The organism is Anaeromusa acidaminophila DSM 3853 (genome assembly GCF_000374545.1).
In the GTDB taxonomy this organism is placed as follows: domain Bacteria; phylum Bacillota; class Negativicutes; order Anaeromusales; family Anaeromusaceae; genus Anaeromusa; species Anaeromusa acidaminophila.
Genome location: NZ_KB894584.1, coordinates 13,428 through 29,910 on the forward strand (window position 1 = coordinate 13,428; position 16,483 = coordinate 29,910).

Genomic DNA, 16,483 nt, shown 5'->3' on the forward strand with positions numbered 1-16,483 from the left:
TCCCTTTTCATTGTTTTTAGCGAACAATAACCGCCACACCGTCAGGAATCACTGTAATTTTAGCTTCCTTACCGACCGTTTCTTCCGCCTGCGCCAGCGCTTCTTCAAAGCTTTCCACGGCGGCGAAGCCCATACGGCGCAGCACTTCGTGCTGGGCTGGCGCGGTGACAAAGATAACCTTGTGCTTGCACTGAATCCGCGCCATGATCTGCGTCGCCCATTGATCCGGCACGGTAGAGTAACGATCCACTGCTAAAATGGTTTTAGTCACGGCTGTTGCGCCTTTTTGCAGCCATTCATATAGTTCAGCGCTGCCGTGTCCATCGCCCAGATCAGCGCAGACAATAATAACGCCGCCTTTTTTACAGGTAGCTTCCGCGGAGGACAAGCCTTTTACATGCTGGTAAATATTCTGGTCCAGCGGATAACCGCCGTTGGTAGTAACGACAATTTCCGCCGGCGCAGCCGCAACCGCCGCCAGTTCCTGCAAAAAGGCGCAGCCCTGCAAATGAGCCTGCTCCATCTCGCCGGCAAAGGCGCCGATAACTTTTTTCTGTGCATCAATAACGACATTGACGATATAGGCCAGCTTAGCCTGGCGCGCCGCATGCACCATATCTTCGTGAATCGGATTTCCTTCTAACATGCCGACTCGCGCTTTCTCATGGGCAATATGCTCCGCACAGTGATTGACGCGAATGGTGCTGTCGCCGACAATGCCCGGCAGCACGCTTTTGCGGCCGCCGGAAAAGCCCGCAAACAAGTGAGGCTCAATGAAGCCTTCCGCCAGCAGCAAATCCGCTTCAGCAGCCACTTTGTTCAGCCACAGCTCGCCGCCGGAAGGCAGTTTTTCCAGCTGTACCAGCGAGTCTTTATCCCAGCAATCATGTACAACAATCCGCACTTTTCCATATAAATCCGGCCCGAATTTTTCGCGCAGTTCCTCTTCCGTTGTGCCGCGATGCAAGCCAGTCGCCACCAAGAACGTGACTTGCGCCTGCGGATTGCCTGCTTCAATTTCCGCCAGCAATAACGGCGCAATCACTTGCGTCGGCACCGGACGCGTATGATCGCTAACAATAATCACTATATTTTTCTTGCCTCGAACCAATTCCTGCAATCGCGGCGTACCGACAGGCGCCGCCATCGCTCGCCGCACCAGTTCTGTTTCACTTGCCTCCGCCTGATAGCCATGAGCCTTTGATTCCAGCACTGCCGCTACCCGTTCCTGGGGCAAGGCCAGCGTAAGCTCTGCTTTCCCGTAGGGAATATGAATGTTCATGCTCCTAAAACCTTCCTTCCAAAAATCATCTCCTTATTCATTCGTTCTTCCTTACCGCAGGGCCTTTGTACAGCAATACGAGTCTTCCATAAAGATCCAGTTCTTTTTTAGCCAAATTGCACAATTTTTGATATCAATATCGCCTTCCCCCTTATTTTAAGCATCATTTTTTAGCCAATCTCATTTACTCTTTTCTGGAATTATTCTTTGGTCTTTCCGTATACTTTTGCTTTTTACTTCTATTGCATTGTTTCTCTTTGTGCATCTCCTGCTTACGGTTGTATTTGACAGTCTTCCCTTGTTCGATATATGATAAAACCATAATATGTCATTTGACCGAAGGGAGAGAATGCTCTCATGGCCACCACAGCTATTCGCATCGTTGTTCTCGGCGGCGGCCCCGCAGGATACCTAGGCGCATTACGCGCCGCTCAACTTGGCGCCTCGGTGACCCTAGTGGAAAAAGATCACTGCGGCGGTGTCTGTCTCAACCACGGCTGCATCCCGACGAAAGCCTTGCTGCGCACGTCCGAACTGGCGAGCTATGCCCAAAAATGCGGTGATTTCGGTCTAGACATGCCTTTGTCCGGTCTCGACTGGTCTCGAAGTCTGGCCCGAAAAGAACGGATCACTAAGATTCTGCGAAATGGCGTAGAGCAATTACTAAAGGAAGCCGGCGTTACGCGCCTTACTGGCGAAGGACGTCTAAGCTCCGCCACGGAAATGGAAGTGGTAACCGAGACGGAAAGCCACTTGCTCAACTTTGATAAACTTCTCATTGCCACTGGCTCCAAAGCCAACCGCCCGCCGATTCCCGGCACCGACTCCTTGAGCGTCTTCACTAGTGACAAGCTGCTGACTCTCAAAAAAATCCCGCGCCGCCTGGTTGTTATTGGCGGCGGCGTCATTGGTCTGGAGTTTGCCCAAATGTTTGTCTCCTTAGGCAGCGAGGTAATTCTGCTGGAACTGCAGCCTCAATTACTGCCGGAAGAAGACAAGGATATTTCCCTAGATTTGGTTAAGTCCCTGCAGCGCCAAGGCCTGCGCATCTTTACTCAGGCGCAAGTAACGAATATCCTCTACAACAGCGAAGAAACAACAGTTTCTTTTACACACAAAGGCGCCGCCAAAGACGTACCCGCTGATATCGTTCTTCTGGCCACAGGACGCCAGCCTGCTCCGCCTCCGGAAGCGGCTTCTTTAGGTCTGGCCCTGGGGGACAAAGGAGAAATTATCGTTAATAAGCGCCAAGAAACCAATTTGCCTGGTATTTATGCCGCCGGCGATGTTACAGGCGGCAAACTGCTAGCTCATAAAGCGTATGCCGAAGGACGCGCTGCGATGGAAAACGCGCTGGGTTATCCAGCCGTCGTACCGCAGCACTTGGTTCCTTCCTGTGTTTATACCCAGCCCGAATTAGCCTCCGTCGGCTTAACGGAAGAGGCCGCCCTACGCCAAGGCTATGAAGTACGTTGCGGGCGCGCTTCGTTCCGCCAAAACGGCAGAGCTCTTTGCCTGGGCGAACGAGACGGCTTGGTTAAAGTTGTCGTTGACGCCGTCACCGACCGCTTGCTGGGCGTTCATATGAGCGGCCCCCACGTGTCCGAGCTGCTGGGGGAAGCCTCGTTGGCTCTTTCTTTAGGAGTCACCGCCCTGCAGCTGTCTACACTGACCCACCCGCACCCGTCTTTGAGCGAAGCTCTCATGGAAGCTTGCGCCCAGGCCACGGAGTAAAAACAAACAGGAGTAAAAGGAGTAAAGTGAGGGTACGACGGAGGGTTACTAGACACGAATAACCACAAAGTGGCTGCGCCGAAACGCTCGTTTCAGCACAGCCACTTTCTTTTTACTTCACGCTTCCGGCATTTTCACCCGCACGCAGTTGCGCCCGTCGTGTTTCGCCTCGTACAAAGCCTGATCCGCAGCCAGCAAGCAAGTTTCCAGGCTCGCCTGCCCTTCAGCCACGCCAAAACTGGCGGAAAGAGGCCAGCCCTCGCCCAACTCCGGTAAGCGCAGTGCTGCAATGCGCAACCGCAGCCGTTCCGCTACCTGCAGAGCTTCCTGCGCCGAAGAGCGAGGTAAAAATAAAATAAACTCTTCTCCCCCGTACCGACCTAGCAAATCGCTGTCCCGCAGCACTTCTTGCGCCGCCTTCGCCACTTGCCGCAATACTTCGTCTCCAGCCTGATGTCCAAAGGTATCGTTAATACGCTTAAAGTGATCCAAGTCAAAAATAATCAAGGCAAAGGTCTTCACATCTGCCGCTTCCTTGCGAAACTCTCCCTGACAAAGTTGAAAAAAATGCGTCCGGTTGTAAATCTGCGTCAGTCCGTCCATGGTAGCCGCCTGCTGCAGACGTTCCAAGAGCCGAACCTCTTCGGTCACATTTTGCAGCACCACAATGAGTCCGCTCCCTTGGCCCTTCGGGTCAACAATAGGCACTACGCGGCTGGCGCAAATTTCCTCCTCTTTACCCGGCAGACGCCAACGCACTCGCTCTTCGCCCTCTTCACGCTGCGCCACCTGCGTCAACAATACAGTATACTGCGGCAACACCGCTTCTATTTTTCTTCCAATACAACCTGTTTCCTTAAGTTCCGGCAGCATTTTCCCCGCCGCAACATTGCTGTCGAGCAAACGCTGCTTGCGATCTAAAACCACAATTCCATCACTAATCATATCAAAGACGGCCGCTCTGGCCACCGGCACCAAATCAAATAGCTGCAGCCAGAAAAAACCGCAAGCAAACGCCAAGAGGGAGCAGGAAAAAAAAACCGGCGTCAAATCAAGCCCCCAGGGAGTCAGCTTAAGTAAGTACAGCAAGTATGCCAGCCAGGGAACCAAGGAAGCCAGAAACATCACTAAAACCTGTCGGCGATACAAAGGCTCCGCCTGCCGCCATTGCTGCAAAAAAAGTAGGTTTCCCCCGACCACGGCCAAGCTCAAATAGGCGAAATGCACCCAATACCACAGGCCGTAATGCACCTTTACATGCAAAAATGGCCCGTTAGCCGTCAAGCCTTCCACCTGATAATGAAGACCGTGAAAAGAGGAAGTAAAATGCAGCGCCAGCGTCAATACAGGAACCGTAAAAAGCGCCGCCAGGGCTCTTGGCTGCAGCCACTGCTCTCTCCCTGAATAGGTCAGCGCCACACATAGCCAAAAAGCCGGTATAAAAGGAATGCCCAAATACTGGACCTTGAGCCACAAAAGCTTTCCCGCCAGCGAAACATCAAGGATTTCCGCACCATAGCCAGCCGCATAAAGAGCGGTCGAGAAAGCCAGCGCCACAAAGTAATTCATTAAAGAAACGTGGTTTTTACGCCGTTGCCACAATGCATATCCTCCAATAAACAACAGCAGCCCTGCGCAAAATTCTAAAAAAAGAGCGCATGCTAAGACATAGCTCATTTTATCCGGTTCCTCCGCCTATTTCTTTATTTCCTTCAGTATAGGACCTTTTCCATCTCCTTACAATCCATTTAAGGGGTTCTTTCTTGTCGCCACGGTTTTTGTTCTTTCTTAAAATAGATTTTTCTTTATTGACAAATGCCGTTCAAAATAGGATACAATGAACTTATCTTTATAAAGAATCACCCTTTAAAGGAGCGCATTGCATGAATCAAGTTGCACGCAAATTTTCGGCTGTTATTTTTGATTTGGATGGCACCCTTGTCGATAGCGAACCGCTTTATCTGGAAGCGGATCAAGCAATATTCCGTCCTTTAGGCATTATCGTTGAGGCGGAACATAAAAAACCCTATACTGGCTTATCGTCTCACTGCTTTTTAGCCGACATCAAAAAACAATATAACTTATCGCTTTCCGTAGAAGAACTGCTGCGGAGAAAAAATGCCGCCTATATGGAGATGGCCCGGAAGCGCACTCATGTATTTCCTGAAATGCGAATCTTTGTCCATCTCTTAAAGGAACATGGCTATCCTTTGGCGGTGGCCTCCGGTTCTTCCAAAGAAGTCATTGACGCCGTTCTGGAAGCCGCTGATCTCCATAACTACTTTGACGTTACCCTTTCTTCCGCTCAGGTCAAACAGGGTAAACCCGCGCCTGATGTCTTTTTAGAAGCGGCCCGCCTGCTAAATACGCCGCCTCAAGCCTGTCTGGTCATGGAAGATTCCCGTTATGGCGTAGAAGCCGCCAAAAAGGCGCAGATGAGCTGTATTGCCATTCCGCCGGCTGAAGCGGCTCCCCTGGCAGAGTGCTTCTATAAGGCAGAGCTGCTCTTTGCCAACGGCATGGATGAGTTTAGCGCCTCCAAAGCCTTTGCTTGGCTCCACCAATCATAAGGAAGCGCAAAATTTACGTCTCTGCAAATGAGTTAAATTGTGCTATAGTAATAGAAAAGCCAAAGGAGGCGGAAGTTCCGGCTGTACTCGCAGCGCGTTACGGAACTGCCGCTTCCTTTTTTCAAATCCAATATGCACATTAAAGGAGGGAACCAACATGACCTGGCAACCCATCTGGCTATCCTTGCAGGTAGCTGCAGCTTCTCTATTCGTAGTCGTCACCTTTGGCTTGGCTTGGGCCTGGGCGCTGCGCCGCTGGGACATCCCCGGCAAAGCTTTGTTGGAAGCCTTATTTACCTTGCCATTGGTGCTGCCCCCAGTAGTGACTGGGTTTTGCCTGCTGCTTCTGTTAGGGCGCCAAGGTCCTTTGTTCTGGCTTTTCGGCGATCAAGCGCAGCTTGTGTTTACGCCGTATGCAGCAGTCTTAGCCGGCGCTGTCGTCTCCTTTCCTTTAATGTACCAAAACGCCAAAGCGTCCCTGCAAAGCGTCGATCCCCATCTTGAGGATGCGGCGCGCACTCTTGGCGCCAGCGAACTACGCGTCTTCTTTACTATTTCCCTGCCGCTGGCCTGGCCCGGAGTCGCTGCAGGCTGCATTCTCTCCTTCGCCCGCGCCTTGGGAGAATTCGGAGCAACCATCATGGTCGCCGGCAACATTCCCGGCAAAACCCAAACCCTGCCGCTGGCCATTTATTTTGCTTCCGAAGCCAACGATCTAACATTAGCCGGTCTTTATGTACTGCTTATCAGCGGCATTACTTTTTCCATGCTCTTTTTTCTCAACCACTGGCAGCGCCGGCTCCAGCATAAGGAGGTCCGCTCATGCTCCATGTAGATGTTCGCAAGGCCTTGCCTTCTTTTACGCTGCAGCTTCGCTTTGAGCAAGACGCCGCAGAAAAGCTGGTTCTTTTCGGTCCTTCCGGCTGCGGCAAGACCACGCTGCTGCGCTGCCTCGCGGGTTTGGAACGCCCGGATTCCGGGCAAATCCGGTTAAAGGAAAGCGTCTTTTTTGATGCCGCCACCCAGCATTTTTTGCCGCCGCGCTTGCGGCGCATCGGCTATATGTTCCAGGACTACGCTCTTTTCCCGCATTTATCCGTAAAAAAGAATATTCTTTACGGCAGCCGCCCGGACGGTTCCGCCGCTCTGTATGAGCGGCTACTGGAGCGTTTTTCTCTAACATCGCTAGCGGAGCGCTCCATCGGCGTGCTTTCAGGCGGCGAAAAACAACGCGTCGCCTTAGCCCGAGCGCTCATGAGTCAGCCGCAGCTGCTCCTTCTGGACGAGCCCTTATCCGCCCTGGACGCCGCCACCCGCCGACAGCTACAGGATGAGCTCAATGCGCTGCATAAAGAATGGCGCATCCCTCTGCTGCTGGTCACCCATGACCTTGACGAAGCCCGCCGCATCGGCGACCGCATTCTCTTTCTAGAGCAAGGCCGGATCATCGACAGCCAGTAAACCAGGACTGGGACACGGAATTCTAACAGGAGTAAAGGGAGTAGAGTGAGGGATCTGAGGCGAAAAATAGAAGTTGAACATGAGAGAGCACATGAGTAGGAACGTAACACATAAAAAGAGTAGGCTTATGTAAAAATTTTACATAAGCTTACTCTTTTAGATGCTCAAGTCCTTAGTCCACTAAAAAATTCAGTCCCATAAGGAGCTACTGATTTAATGAGTACACCGCCAGACGGAAAAAGATTTCTCCTGGCGCGTGCAGGAATAAATCAATAGTTCCGAAGTTAAGATTTTGTCTCTCTAGAGCCCCAGAATCCCGCCAAAAGCGATCCTGTAAGATTATGCCAGACGCTGAAAATAGCGCCCGGAATAGCCGCTACCGGATCCAAATGGGCAATAGCCAAAGCCACCGCCAAGCCGGAATTCTCCATGCCGATTTCAAAAGCAATAGCCCGGGATTTCTTTTCCCCCATGCCCACCGTCTTAGCTGCGCCATAACCCAAGCCAAGTCCGATAGCATTGTGCAGCGCTACCGCTGCAAAGGCAATAATCGCCACGGTTGCCAGTTTCGCGGCGCTCAGCGCAATTACCGTTGCGATAACCGCTACAATGGTCACCACCGATACAACCGGCACGACACCCATGATTTTATCAACAAAGTCGGAAGCCAGCGTCCGCAGGCCAATACCCAGAGCCACAGGCACTAAGACGATTTTAACGATGTCCATCAACAACGCTTCGGTATTGATAGGAATGATGGATCCAGCTAAATACAAAAACATAAAGGGCGTTAAAATCGGCGCCAGTACCGTATTAAAGCTGGACACGGTTACCGATAGCGCCGTATCTCCTTTAGCCAGAAAGGTCATAACATTAGAAGCCGTACCGCTGGGACAGCAGCCCACCAAAATCAAGCCCGCCGCCAACGCTGGCGGCAGCCCCAGCATAGTTGCCACGCCATAGCCTACAAAAGGCATAATCATATACCGTAAAATAATTCCCCAAAAAACGTCTTTAGGCCGTGAAAGGACCAACTTAAAGTCATCGACTTTCATCGAAAGGCCCATGCCCAGCATAATAATGCCCAAACCGTAAGGAATGAATTTGGCCATGGGTTTTAGGGGATCTGGAAAGAAAAAGGCCAATGACGAAAACAGCACTACCCAAAGAGGAAAGAGCCGGGTGATAAACTGACTAATTTTCATAATGCCTTCCATGGTTGCGCATCCTCCTCTTTTTTAATAAAGTCGTTGCAGCTCTTCTTCCACCATGCCAAAAGAATGCTCCGGCCCCGGAAAGGTTCCGTCTTCCACTTCTTTCGCATAGGTGCTCAACGCATCCACAATCGTTCCGTTTAAGGCGGCATATTTTTTCACGAACTTAGGAGTAAAACGGTCAAAAATACCCAGCAAATCGTGAATAACCAGCACTTGTCCATCGCAATCCGGCCCCGCGCCAATGCCAATGGTGGGAATGGATAGTTTTTCACTGATCATTTTAGCCACAGGGGCCGGTACGCATTCCAAAACAATCGCAAAAGCCCCGGCTTCTTCTAAGCCCATGGCGTCTTCAATGAGCTGCTGCGCTGCTGCGGCATCCTTGCCCTGCACTTTAAAACCGCCCAATTGTGAAGCCGTCTGCGGCGTCAAGCCAATATGCCCCATCACCGGTACGCCGCCGGAGGTCAAGGCCGCCACCAAATCGAGCACCCCTTCGCCGCCTTCCAGTTTGATCGCATCAGCGCCGCCTTCCTGCATCAGCCGATTGGCGTTGCGCATGGTTTCGCTCAAGCTGACATTATAAGAACCAAAAGGCATATCCGCTACAATAAAGGTATTAGCCGCCCCGCGAACTACCGGCTTTGTATGGTGTACCATATCCTCCATCGTTACCGGCACTGTGCTGTCATAGCCCAGCATCACCATGCCCAACGAATCTCCAACTAAAATCATTTCGATCGGAGACCGTTCCACCAACGATGCAAAGGAAAAGTCATACGCCGTCGCCATGCGAATTTTACGTCCCTGCTCCTTCCAAGCTTTAAACTGAGGTATCGACGGTTTTCTTTTCTCCATAAAACCTCTTCCCTTCTGCTAATAATAAATACAAGACGTTTATATGGTAACACTATTCCATACAAACTCCGAAACACCTGCCTTCGTTTTTACGGCTTCTCGAAAAGATAGTACACTCTAACAACACAAAAGGCAGTCCTACGCTCTCAAGAGCCATAGGGCTGCCTTTACCTTACGATTTTGCCGCTTGTTCTTCCTGCGGCGTCGCCTCCACTAGGCGAATCACATCCAAAAATAATTCTCTCCGCTCCACGACCCGCCAACCAGCCTCTTCTAAAAGAGGCTCGATACGCTGGTTAAAGCGATCTGCAAACAGGCGGCTGGTAAGCACATTCACCGCGTCCAGTAGCGGACCTAATAACCAATTGTCGCTGCGCACATGCTCCAGCAAAAACAGTCTACCCTCCGGCGCTAAAACACGCCGACACTCACGCAGCCCCTGTACAGGATTTCCTACGCCGCAAAAGAGAAACTGCGCCACGATCGTATCAAATGCGCCATCTTCGAAAGGCAAGGCTTCCACGTTCCCTTGGCAAACGGTTATCGGCTGACCGCCAGGCAGCTTACGCTGCGCGGCAAGAGCCAACATTTCTTGGTCCAAATCCAGCAAGACCAGCCCGTTCCAACCGGTGTGAGGATAGCAGGACAAAGATAAACCGCTGCCGCCGCCAACTTCAAGCACCCGCCCTTGCACGCGCTCCAGATGGCTTCGTCGCCAAGAGCGCGAAATGACTAACGATAAAAAGAGATCAAACGCCTTGGCCATCATGAAAGCTTACCGCCTTTCACACTGCGTACAGCCTGCGCAAGCAAACTCTTCAGTCGCCACCGTGCAGGGTTCCATGTGAATAATGACGTCGCACGGAGCAAATACATCCTTAAGCTCAGCTTCCAACTGGTCGCAAATTGCATGAGCATTCTCCAGCGGCAAGTCCTTGCCAAGAACTACATGCATGTCCAGTAGACGATAGCTTCCTGACCGGCGCGTCCGCAAACGATGCAAAGAGAGCACTTCCGGATGCGTCTGCACCAAGGCCGCAATTCGCGTTTCTTCCTCTGCCGGCAAGCTAATATCCGTCAACTCGGCGAAACTATTTTTGGTTAATTTCCACCCTGCACGGAAAACAATCACCGCTACAACCAAGGCAATCGCCGGATCCAGCCAAGGAAGACCGGTCCAATAAATCAAGCCCAAGCCAATCAAAACGCCTACAGACGTCCAAATATCGGCTCTCAAGTGCATAGCATCCGCTTCCAAGGCCTGCGATCCCGTAGTCTTAGCTACGGCCATCAGTTTTCCGGATACCAGCCAATTAACGACAATAGAAAGAGCCATTACCGCCAGACCCAGTTCCAAATCCTCGGGCATATGCTGCTGATTAAGCTTTTGTACCGCTTCCCAGACAATGCCCACGGCAGCGACAACAATGAGCACCGCCTCAATCGCGCCAGAGAGATTTTCGATCTTCCCGTGCCCATAAGCATGCCTTTCATCAGGCGGCAAGTCCGACTTGCGTACCGCGGCCCAGGCAATTAAAGCCGCCAGCAAATCCACCGCTGAATGAGCGGCCTCGGATAAAATACTCACAGCCCCGGTTTGCCAGCTTACCAGCAGCTTAAAAACAACCAATGACGTATTAGACACAACCGATAGGCGTGCTGTACGACGCTTTAACAATACCAATTCTTCATTCATGTTTACTAGCTCCTCTCAAAAAAAGGGGCGACATATAAAAAACCTACGGAGCCCCCTAGAGGGTCCCGTAGGCTGACTACTGCTGCTAAAGAGCAGCCCGGCCGCACCGTTACAACACGGCCGCCTGATCCTTATTGGTATTGTATCACAAGTCCATTTCGGTGTAAACTATGGGAATTTTTCTCAATTCCATTAGCCAATCTGAGCGACGTGAACTACTTTATAGCCTTTGGCCTCAATGCGTTTCTTGAGTTCTTCCAGATCTTTCACATCGCCGCGAATGACTTCTTCACCGCTGCCATCGGGCAAGGTGTAGCTAGCCATAGAAGTAATATTGATGCCCAAATCTGCATAAATACCGGTAATTTCAGTAATAACGCCTGTCTTATCGGGTACGCGAATCGTAACGCGCGTAGTCCCAGAAGGCAAGCCCATAATGTCTACCAGGCATTTAAAGATATCGGTCTCCGTAATAATGCCGACTACATCTTGATTCTTATCCACTACCGGCACGCCGCCAATGCGGTTATTGTACATCAATAGCGCCGCCTCTTCGATGGTAGCTTCCGAGTCAATGCTAAGAACTTTTTTCGTCATGATATCCTTAATCGAGGCTTTGGACAACAAATAATCCGCTTCATGCACGGAAAGGGTTGTCGCCGAAGACGGGGACGCCTTGCGCAAATCCCGGTCGGTTACAATGCCCACCAGTTTGCCGATATCAACCACTGGCAAACGGCGAAAGCGATGTTTCTTCATGAGCTCCGCAGCATCCGCAATGGTAGTCGCTGACGTAACAGTCACCGGATTGACGGTCATCTGATCTTTCACAAACATAATAGAAACACTCTCCTTTCATCCATGGGGAGCCAGGGACGCCTACCCCGGCGTGACGGTCTTAACCGCCGAGGTACGCTTTGCGAACATCTTCACTGGCGGCCAATTCTTTCGCATCGCCAGAAAGAGTAATGCGTCCGGTTTCCATAACATAAGCCCGGTGCGCAATGGACAAAGCCATATTAGCATTTTGTTCGACCAAAAGAACCGTGGTTCCTGTCGAATTAATATCTACAATAATATTAAATATTTCCCGAATCAACAGCGGCGCCAATCCCATGGACGGTTCATCCAGAAGCATCATCCGCGGACGACTCATCAGCGCGCGGCCCATCGCCAGCATCTGCTGCTCGCCGCCGGACAAGGTGCCAGCCAGCTGACTTCTACGTTCAGCCAGGCGAGGAAACCGACCAAATACCATATCCAAATCCTGAGCAATGCCAGCCTTATCGCTACGAGTAAACGCGCCCAGTTCCAAGTTTTCCATAACCGTCATATTGGCGAAAATGCGCCGTCCTTCGGGAACCTGGGAAATGCCGAGTTTAACTACATTTTGGGCTGCCATGCCGCCGATATCTTTGCCTTCAAACTTAATGCTGCCTTCTTTCGGCTTCAACAAGCCGGAAATGGTGCGCAGCGTAGTCGACTTGCCAGCGCCGTTGGCGCCGATAAGGGTCACAATTTCCCCTTCTTTTACTTCCAGAGAAATGCCCTTCAACGCATGAATAGCGCCATAAAATACGTTAAGGTTGTCTATCGTCAGCATCAGTTCACCTCCTCACCGAGATACGCCTCGACGACTTGCTTGTTATTCTTGATTTCATCCGGCGTGCCGCTGGCGATAATCTTGCCGTAATCCAGCACGTAAATGCGCTCGCACACATTCATAACCAGACTCATGTCATGCTCAATTAGAAGAATGGTTAAGTCAAATTCCTTACGAATCCAACGAATCATTTGCAGCAGCTGCTGCGTTTCCTGCGGGTTCATGCCGGCTGCGGGCTCGTCTAAAAGCAGCAGTTTAGGCTTAGCCGCCAGGGCCCGAGCAATTTCCAAGCGACGTTGTTCCCCGTAAGGAAGATTCTTAGCCACTTCGTCTTTTTTATCAGCCAATTGGAAGATTTCCAAAAAGCGAATGGCCTGCTCTTCCAGTTCTTCTTCTTCGCCAAAATAACGCCCCAAACGGCTTACCGCTTCCGCCAGGCCGTATTTCATATGGAAGTGATACGCAACCTTAACATTATCCAGCACCGTCATGTCACTGAACAGACGAATGTTCTGGAACGTTCTGGCAATCCCCTTTTGAGTAACCTGATACGGTTTCAGACCGACAACGCTCTGTCCGTCAAAAATGATTTCCCCTTCGGTCGGTTCGTATACGCCGGTCAACAAGTTAAAAGCCGTAGTCTTACCGGCGCCGTTCGGGCCGATTAAACCAACAAGCTCTCCCTTGTTGATTTCCATTTCAAAATTGGAAACCGCCCGTAAGCCGCCGAACACCTTGGATAGTTTCGTAGTCTTAAGCAGCGTCACGTTTGCCACCTCCAAACAGACGGCCAAACATGGCCAAACTCAATTCCTTGTTGCCAAATAGGCCTTGAGGACGATAAATCATCAAGATAATGAGCATGAGCGAATAAATGACCATGCGCCATTCGGGATACCCAGCCAGGGCTGCCGAAACAAAGGTCAGCAGCACCGCCGCCGTAACGGAACCAGTCAAGCTGCCTAAGCCGCCCAAAACCACAATGGTCAGAATATCGAAGGACTTCATGAAAGTAAACGAAGCCGGATGGGCGATATAGAAATAATGCGAAAAGAGAGCGCCCGCTACGCCGGCGAAGAACGCGCCGATCGTAAAGGCCATAACTTTATAGCGTGTCGTATCGACCCCCATGGATTCAGCGGCGATCTCATTCTCGCGAATGGCGATGCAAGCGCGTCCATGCGTAGAGTTGATCAGATTTTTGATAACGAATAAGGTAACTACTGTTAACGCAAAAACCCAAGCAAAATTCGTATATCGGGGGATGCCCATAAAGCCGGAGGCGCCGCCTACATACTGGATGTTCAGAATGCAGATACGAATGATTTCCCCCAACCCAAGGGTAGCAATGGCTAAATAGTCGCCTTTCAGACGCAGCGTCGGCAAGCCGATCATAAAGCCCAGCAAGCCTGCGCTCGCGGCAGAGCCCAAAATAGCCAAGATGAAGGGGAGTTCAAATTTTACCGACAGCACGGCGCTAACATAGGCGCCCACCGCCATGAAGCCGGCATGACCGATCGAAAACTGACCGGTAAAACCATTAATCAAGTTCAAGCTGGTTGCCAAAATAATATTAATGCCAATTAAAACTAGATTTAATTCCCAAAAAGGTCCAATAATGTCCAGGTTTATGAGCACCTGCACCACAGCGAACAGGGCAATGCACAAACCAAGAACCTTTAGGTCTTTTTTCGTTTTGCTCCGCATGCCTGTCACCTACACTTTCTCACGGGTATTTTTGCCCAGCAAGCCGGACGGCTTGAAGAGCAGAATAAGAATCAAAATGGCAAACGCCGCCGCATCGCGGAAGGTGGAAGAAATAAAGCCGCTTACCAGCGCTTCCACTACACCCAAGATAAGACCTCCCAGCATAGCGCCAGGCAAAATACCAATACCGCCCAAAACAGCGGCTACGAAAGCCTTTAAACCAGGCATAATGCCCATCAGCGGATCAATGGAGTTGTAGTAGACGCCAACAAGAACGCCAGCGGCCGCCGCCAAAGCCGAGCCAATACCGAAGGTGAAGGAAATGATTCTTCCCGAATCAATGCCCATAAGCTGTGCGGCTTCCGTATCAAAGGACACGGCGCGCATTGCCTTGCCGATTTTAGTATACTGCACGACATATGTCAGCAGCACCATGAGCAGCAGCGAAACCACCAAAATGACCACCTGTTGGTTGTTGATGATAATGCCTGCCAAATTGTACGTTTCTGTAGGAAATACTGCCGGGAACGTCCGCGGCTGAGGCGAGACAACCAGCATACCGCCGTATTCCAATAGCAGTGAAACGCCGATGGCTGTAATCAGCACCGAAATTTTCGGCGCAAACCGCAGCGGCCGATAAGCCAGGTACTCAATCAACATACCCGCTAAACCGGCGCCAACCATCGCGATTAGCAAGGCTGGAACAAAGGATAATCCCAATACGGTTGTCGCAAAAAAGCCGATATACGCACCTACCATATAAATGTCGCCGTGCGCAAAATTGATAAGCTTGATAATACCGTAAACCATCGTATAGCCAAGAGCGATCAGGGCGTAAATGCTGCCCAAAGAAATACCGTTAATTAACTGTTGTATTACTTGAATTAAAAAATCCATGGGCGATCCTCCTTTCCATTCTAAAACCGTCTAAATTCAGTCACTTCTATTCAAAACGCGAGCAACAAAAAGGGAACAAGACGGCGCGTAGCCCTATGGGTTGCGCAGTCTTATCCCCTTCGATAACTCCCGGTACATCCGCTAACAAACCTTCGGATTACGGATTGACTTTTTCCTTAAATGTTTGCTTACCATCCTTGAATTCAATGATAACAGCGCTTTTCACCGCGTCATGGTTTTCATTCAAGGTGATTTTTCCGGATACAGCCTGGTATTCCTTGGTCTTAGCCAGCTCATCCTTAATTTTCGTCGTATCCGTACCGCCAGCGCGTTTAATGGCTTCAATCACCATCATCGTGGCGTCGTAAGAGAGAGCGGCAAAGGCGTCAGGCGTTTGGCCGTATTCCTTTTTGTACGCTTCAACAAAAGTTTTGATGGCCGGACTATTGTCGTCAGGCGAATAATGGTTGGCAAAGAAGGTATTATTCAAAGCGCTAGCTCCGGCAATCTCCGGCAGCTTCGCCGAATCCCAGCCGTCGCCGCCCAGAATCGGCATCGTCAGCCCCATTTCACGAGCCTGTTTGATGATCATGCCCACTTCCTGGTAATAACCGGGTACGAAGAGCACATCCGGGTTAGCCGCTTTGATTTTCGTCAGAGTCGCTTTAAAATCCGTATCTTTGGCTAAGTACGCTTCTTCCGAAACAATAGCGCCGCCATTTTTAAGGAAGGTTTCCTTAAAAAACTGTCCCAAGCCTTTAGCATAGTCAGAGCTATTGTCGATATACATAGCCGCTTTCGTAGCTTTCAAGCTCTTGCCGGCGAAGTTAGCCATAACCGAACCTTGGAAAGGATCAATGAAAGCCGCCCGGAACAAGAAGTCTCGTACTTTTCCGGTAGCAGGGTCTACAGTCACTTTCGGATTGGAAGCCGTCGGGCTAATGGCCAATACCTTATTCGCCATGTTAACCTGAGCTGCAGCAATAACGCTGGACGAAGCAATCGGCGCAATCACCCCTACTACTTTGTCCTGAGTAATCAGCTTCTGCATCGCATTGGCCGCCTCAGCCGCTTCGCTCTTATTGTCCGCCACTACAAGTTCCAACTGCTTGCCGTTGATGCCGCCTTTGGCGTTAATTTCCTTAATCGCCAGTTTGGCTCCGTTAGCAGCCGATTGTCCGAAGGTAGCATTGTTTCCGGTCATCTCCAGGTTGGCGCCGAGCTTAATTACGTTAGCATCTTGCTTAGCACCGCCGCCACAGCCTGCAAGGGCTGCTGTCAGCAAGCCGCCTACCAAGGCAACGCCAATCCAGCGCGCGACTTTTTTCGTCAGCATTCTCCAGCCTCCTGTCATTGAATTCCCTGCACCAGCGCCATGTCTTTCCGCTATTCTGAAAACTGTGTCCATAATCCGACATCGCGTCCGCCTGCAGTGAATCTTTCCGTGTACATGTTGTC

The 16,483-nt window shown here is 50.9% G+C and carries 16 protein-coding genes and 1 riboswitch; of the genes, 4 read left to right on the plus strand and 12 right to left on the minus strand.

From position 1 onward, the window contains the following. Positions 1–16: 16 nt before the first annotated feature. Positions 17–1,282 carry a nickel-dependent lactate racemase gene (gene larA, locus C508_RS0102815; RefSeq protein ID WP_018702020.1) on the minus strand — a complete coding sequence of 422 codons (1,266 nt, stop codon included), beginning with the start codon at positions 1,280–1,282 and terminating at the stop codon, positions 17–19. Positions 1,283–1,639: 357 nt separating this feature from the next. Between larA and lpdA the strand changes: the two genes are divergently transcribed. After that, positions 1,640–3,016 carry a dihydrolipoyl dehydrogenase gene (gene lpdA, locus C508_RS0102820; RefSeq protein WP_018702021.1) on the plus strand — a complete coding sequence of 459 codons (1,377 nt, stop codon included), beginning with the start codon at positions 1,640–1,642 and terminating at the stop codon, positions 3,014–3,016. Positions 3,017–3,133: 117 nt separating this feature from the next. Here the strand turns inward: lpdA and C508_RS0102825 are convergent, their stop codons facing one another. Then, positions 3,134–4,693, minus strand: a complete 1,560-nt coding sequence (locus C508_RS0102825; protein WP_018702022.1) for a histidine kinase N-terminal 7TM domain-containing diguanylate cyclase — start codon at positions 4,691–4,693, stop codon at positions 3,134–3,136. Between the two features lie 206 nt (positions 4,694–4,899). On the opposite strand from C508_RS0102825, the gene C508_RS0102830 reads away from it, so the two are divergent. The 3 genes from C508_RS0102830 (at position 4,900) to C508_RS0102845 (ending at position 7,047) form a co-directional block, all read left to right on the plus strand. Then, positions 4,900–5,586 carry an HAD family hydrolase gene (locus tag C508_RS0102830; RefSeq protein WP_018702023.1) on the plus strand — a complete coding sequence of 229 codons (687 nt, stop codon included), beginning with the start codon at positions 4,900–4,902 and terminating at the stop codon, positions 5,584–5,586. A 157-nt stretch (positions 5,587–5,743) separates the two neighbouring features. Next, on the plus strand, positions 5,744–6,421 hold the full coding sequence (gene modB / locus C508_RS0102840) for a molybdate ABC transporter permease subunit (RefSeq protein WP_018702025.1): 678 nt from the start codon (positions 5,744–5,746) through the stop codon (positions 6,419–6,421). Beyond that, on the plus strand, positions 6,409–7,047 hold the full coding sequence (locus tag C508_RS0102845) for an ATP-binding cassette domain-containing protein (protein WP_018702026.1): 639 nt from the start codon (positions 6,409–6,411) through the stop codon (positions 7,045–7,047). The genes modB and C508_RS0102845 overlap by 13 nt, the downstream gene beginning before the upstream one ends. 284 nt (positions 7,048–7,331) lie before the next feature. Here C508_RS0102845 and C508_RS0102850 read toward each other — a convergent pair whose 3' ends face one another. The 10 genes from C508_RS0102850 to C508_RS0102895 form a co-directional block, all read right to left on the minus strand. Next, positions 7,332–8,264, minus strand: a complete 933-nt coding sequence (locus C508_RS0102850; RefSeq protein ID WP_018702027.1) for a bile acid:sodium symporter family protein — start codon at positions 8,262–8,264, stop codon at positions 7,332–7,334. A gap of 21 nt (positions 8,265–8,285) precedes the next feature. Next, the gene (gene panB, locus C508_RS0102855; protein ID WP_018702028.1) at positions 8,286–9,122 is read right to left on the minus strand and encodes a 3-methyl-2-oxobutanoate hydroxymethyltransferase; all 837 of its coding nucleotides are present in this window, start codon (positions 9,120–9,122) and stop codon (positions 8,286–8,288) included. 172 nt (positions 9,123–9,294) lie between these two features. After that, complete coding sequence (locus C508_RS0102860; protein ID WP_018702029.1) at positions 9,295–9,891, minus strand: class I SAM-dependent methyltransferase; 597 nt, start codon at positions 9,889–9,891, stop codon at positions 9,295–9,297. Between the two features lie 6 nt (positions 9,892–9,897). Continuing rightward, a complete protein-coding gene (locus C508_RS0102865; protein ID WP_018702030.1) occupies positions 9,898–10,818 on the minus strand; it encodes a cation diffusion facilitator family transporter in 921 nt (306 codons plus the stop codon). Positions 10,819–10,876: 58 nt separating this feature from the next. Continuing rightward, positions 10,877–10,962, minus strand: a riboswitch (NiCo riboswitch). A 48-nt stretch (positions 10,963–11,010) separates the two neighbouring features. Further along, on the minus strand, positions 11,011–11,655 hold the full coding sequence (locus C508_RS0102870) for a CBS and ACT domain-containing protein (RefSeq protein ID WP_018702031.1): 645 nt from the start codon (positions 11,653–11,655) through the stop codon (positions 11,011–11,013). A gap of 61 nt (positions 11,656–11,716) precedes the next feature. Continuing rightward, complete coding sequence (locus C508_RS0102875; RefSeq protein ID WP_018702032.1) at positions 11,717–12,421, minus strand: ABC transporter ATP-binding protein; 705 nt, start codon at positions 12,419–12,421, stop codon at positions 11,717–11,719. After that, on the minus strand, positions 12,421–13,188 hold the full coding sequence (locus tag C508_RS0102880) for an ABC transporter ATP-binding protein (RefSeq protein WP_018702033.1): 768 nt from the start codon (positions 13,186–13,188) through the stop codon (positions 12,421–12,423). Before C508_RS0102880 ends, C508_RS0102875 begins: the two co-directional genes overlap by 1 nt. After that, a complete protein-coding gene (locus C508_RS0102885; protein WP_026319316.1) occupies positions 13,175–14,128 on the minus strand; it encodes a branched-chain amino acid ABC transporter permease in 954 nt (317 codons plus the stop codon). Before C508_RS0102885 ends, C508_RS0102880 begins: the two co-directional genes overlap by 14 nt. Positions 14,129–14,137: 9 nt before the next feature. Further along, on the minus strand, positions 14,138–15,025 hold the full coding sequence (locus C508_RS0102890) for a branched-chain amino acid ABC transporter permease (protein WP_018702035.1): 888 nt from the start codon (positions 15,023–15,025) through the stop codon (positions 14,138–14,140). Positions 15,026–15,182: 157 nt separating this feature from the next. Further along, the gene (locus C508_RS0102895; RefSeq protein ID WP_018702036.1) at positions 15,183–16,361 is read right to left on the minus strand and encodes an ABC transporter substrate-binding protein; all 1,179 of its coding nucleotides are present in this window, start codon (positions 16,359–16,361) and stop codon (positions 15,183–15,185) included. Positions 16,362–16,483: the final 122 nt, after the last annotated feature.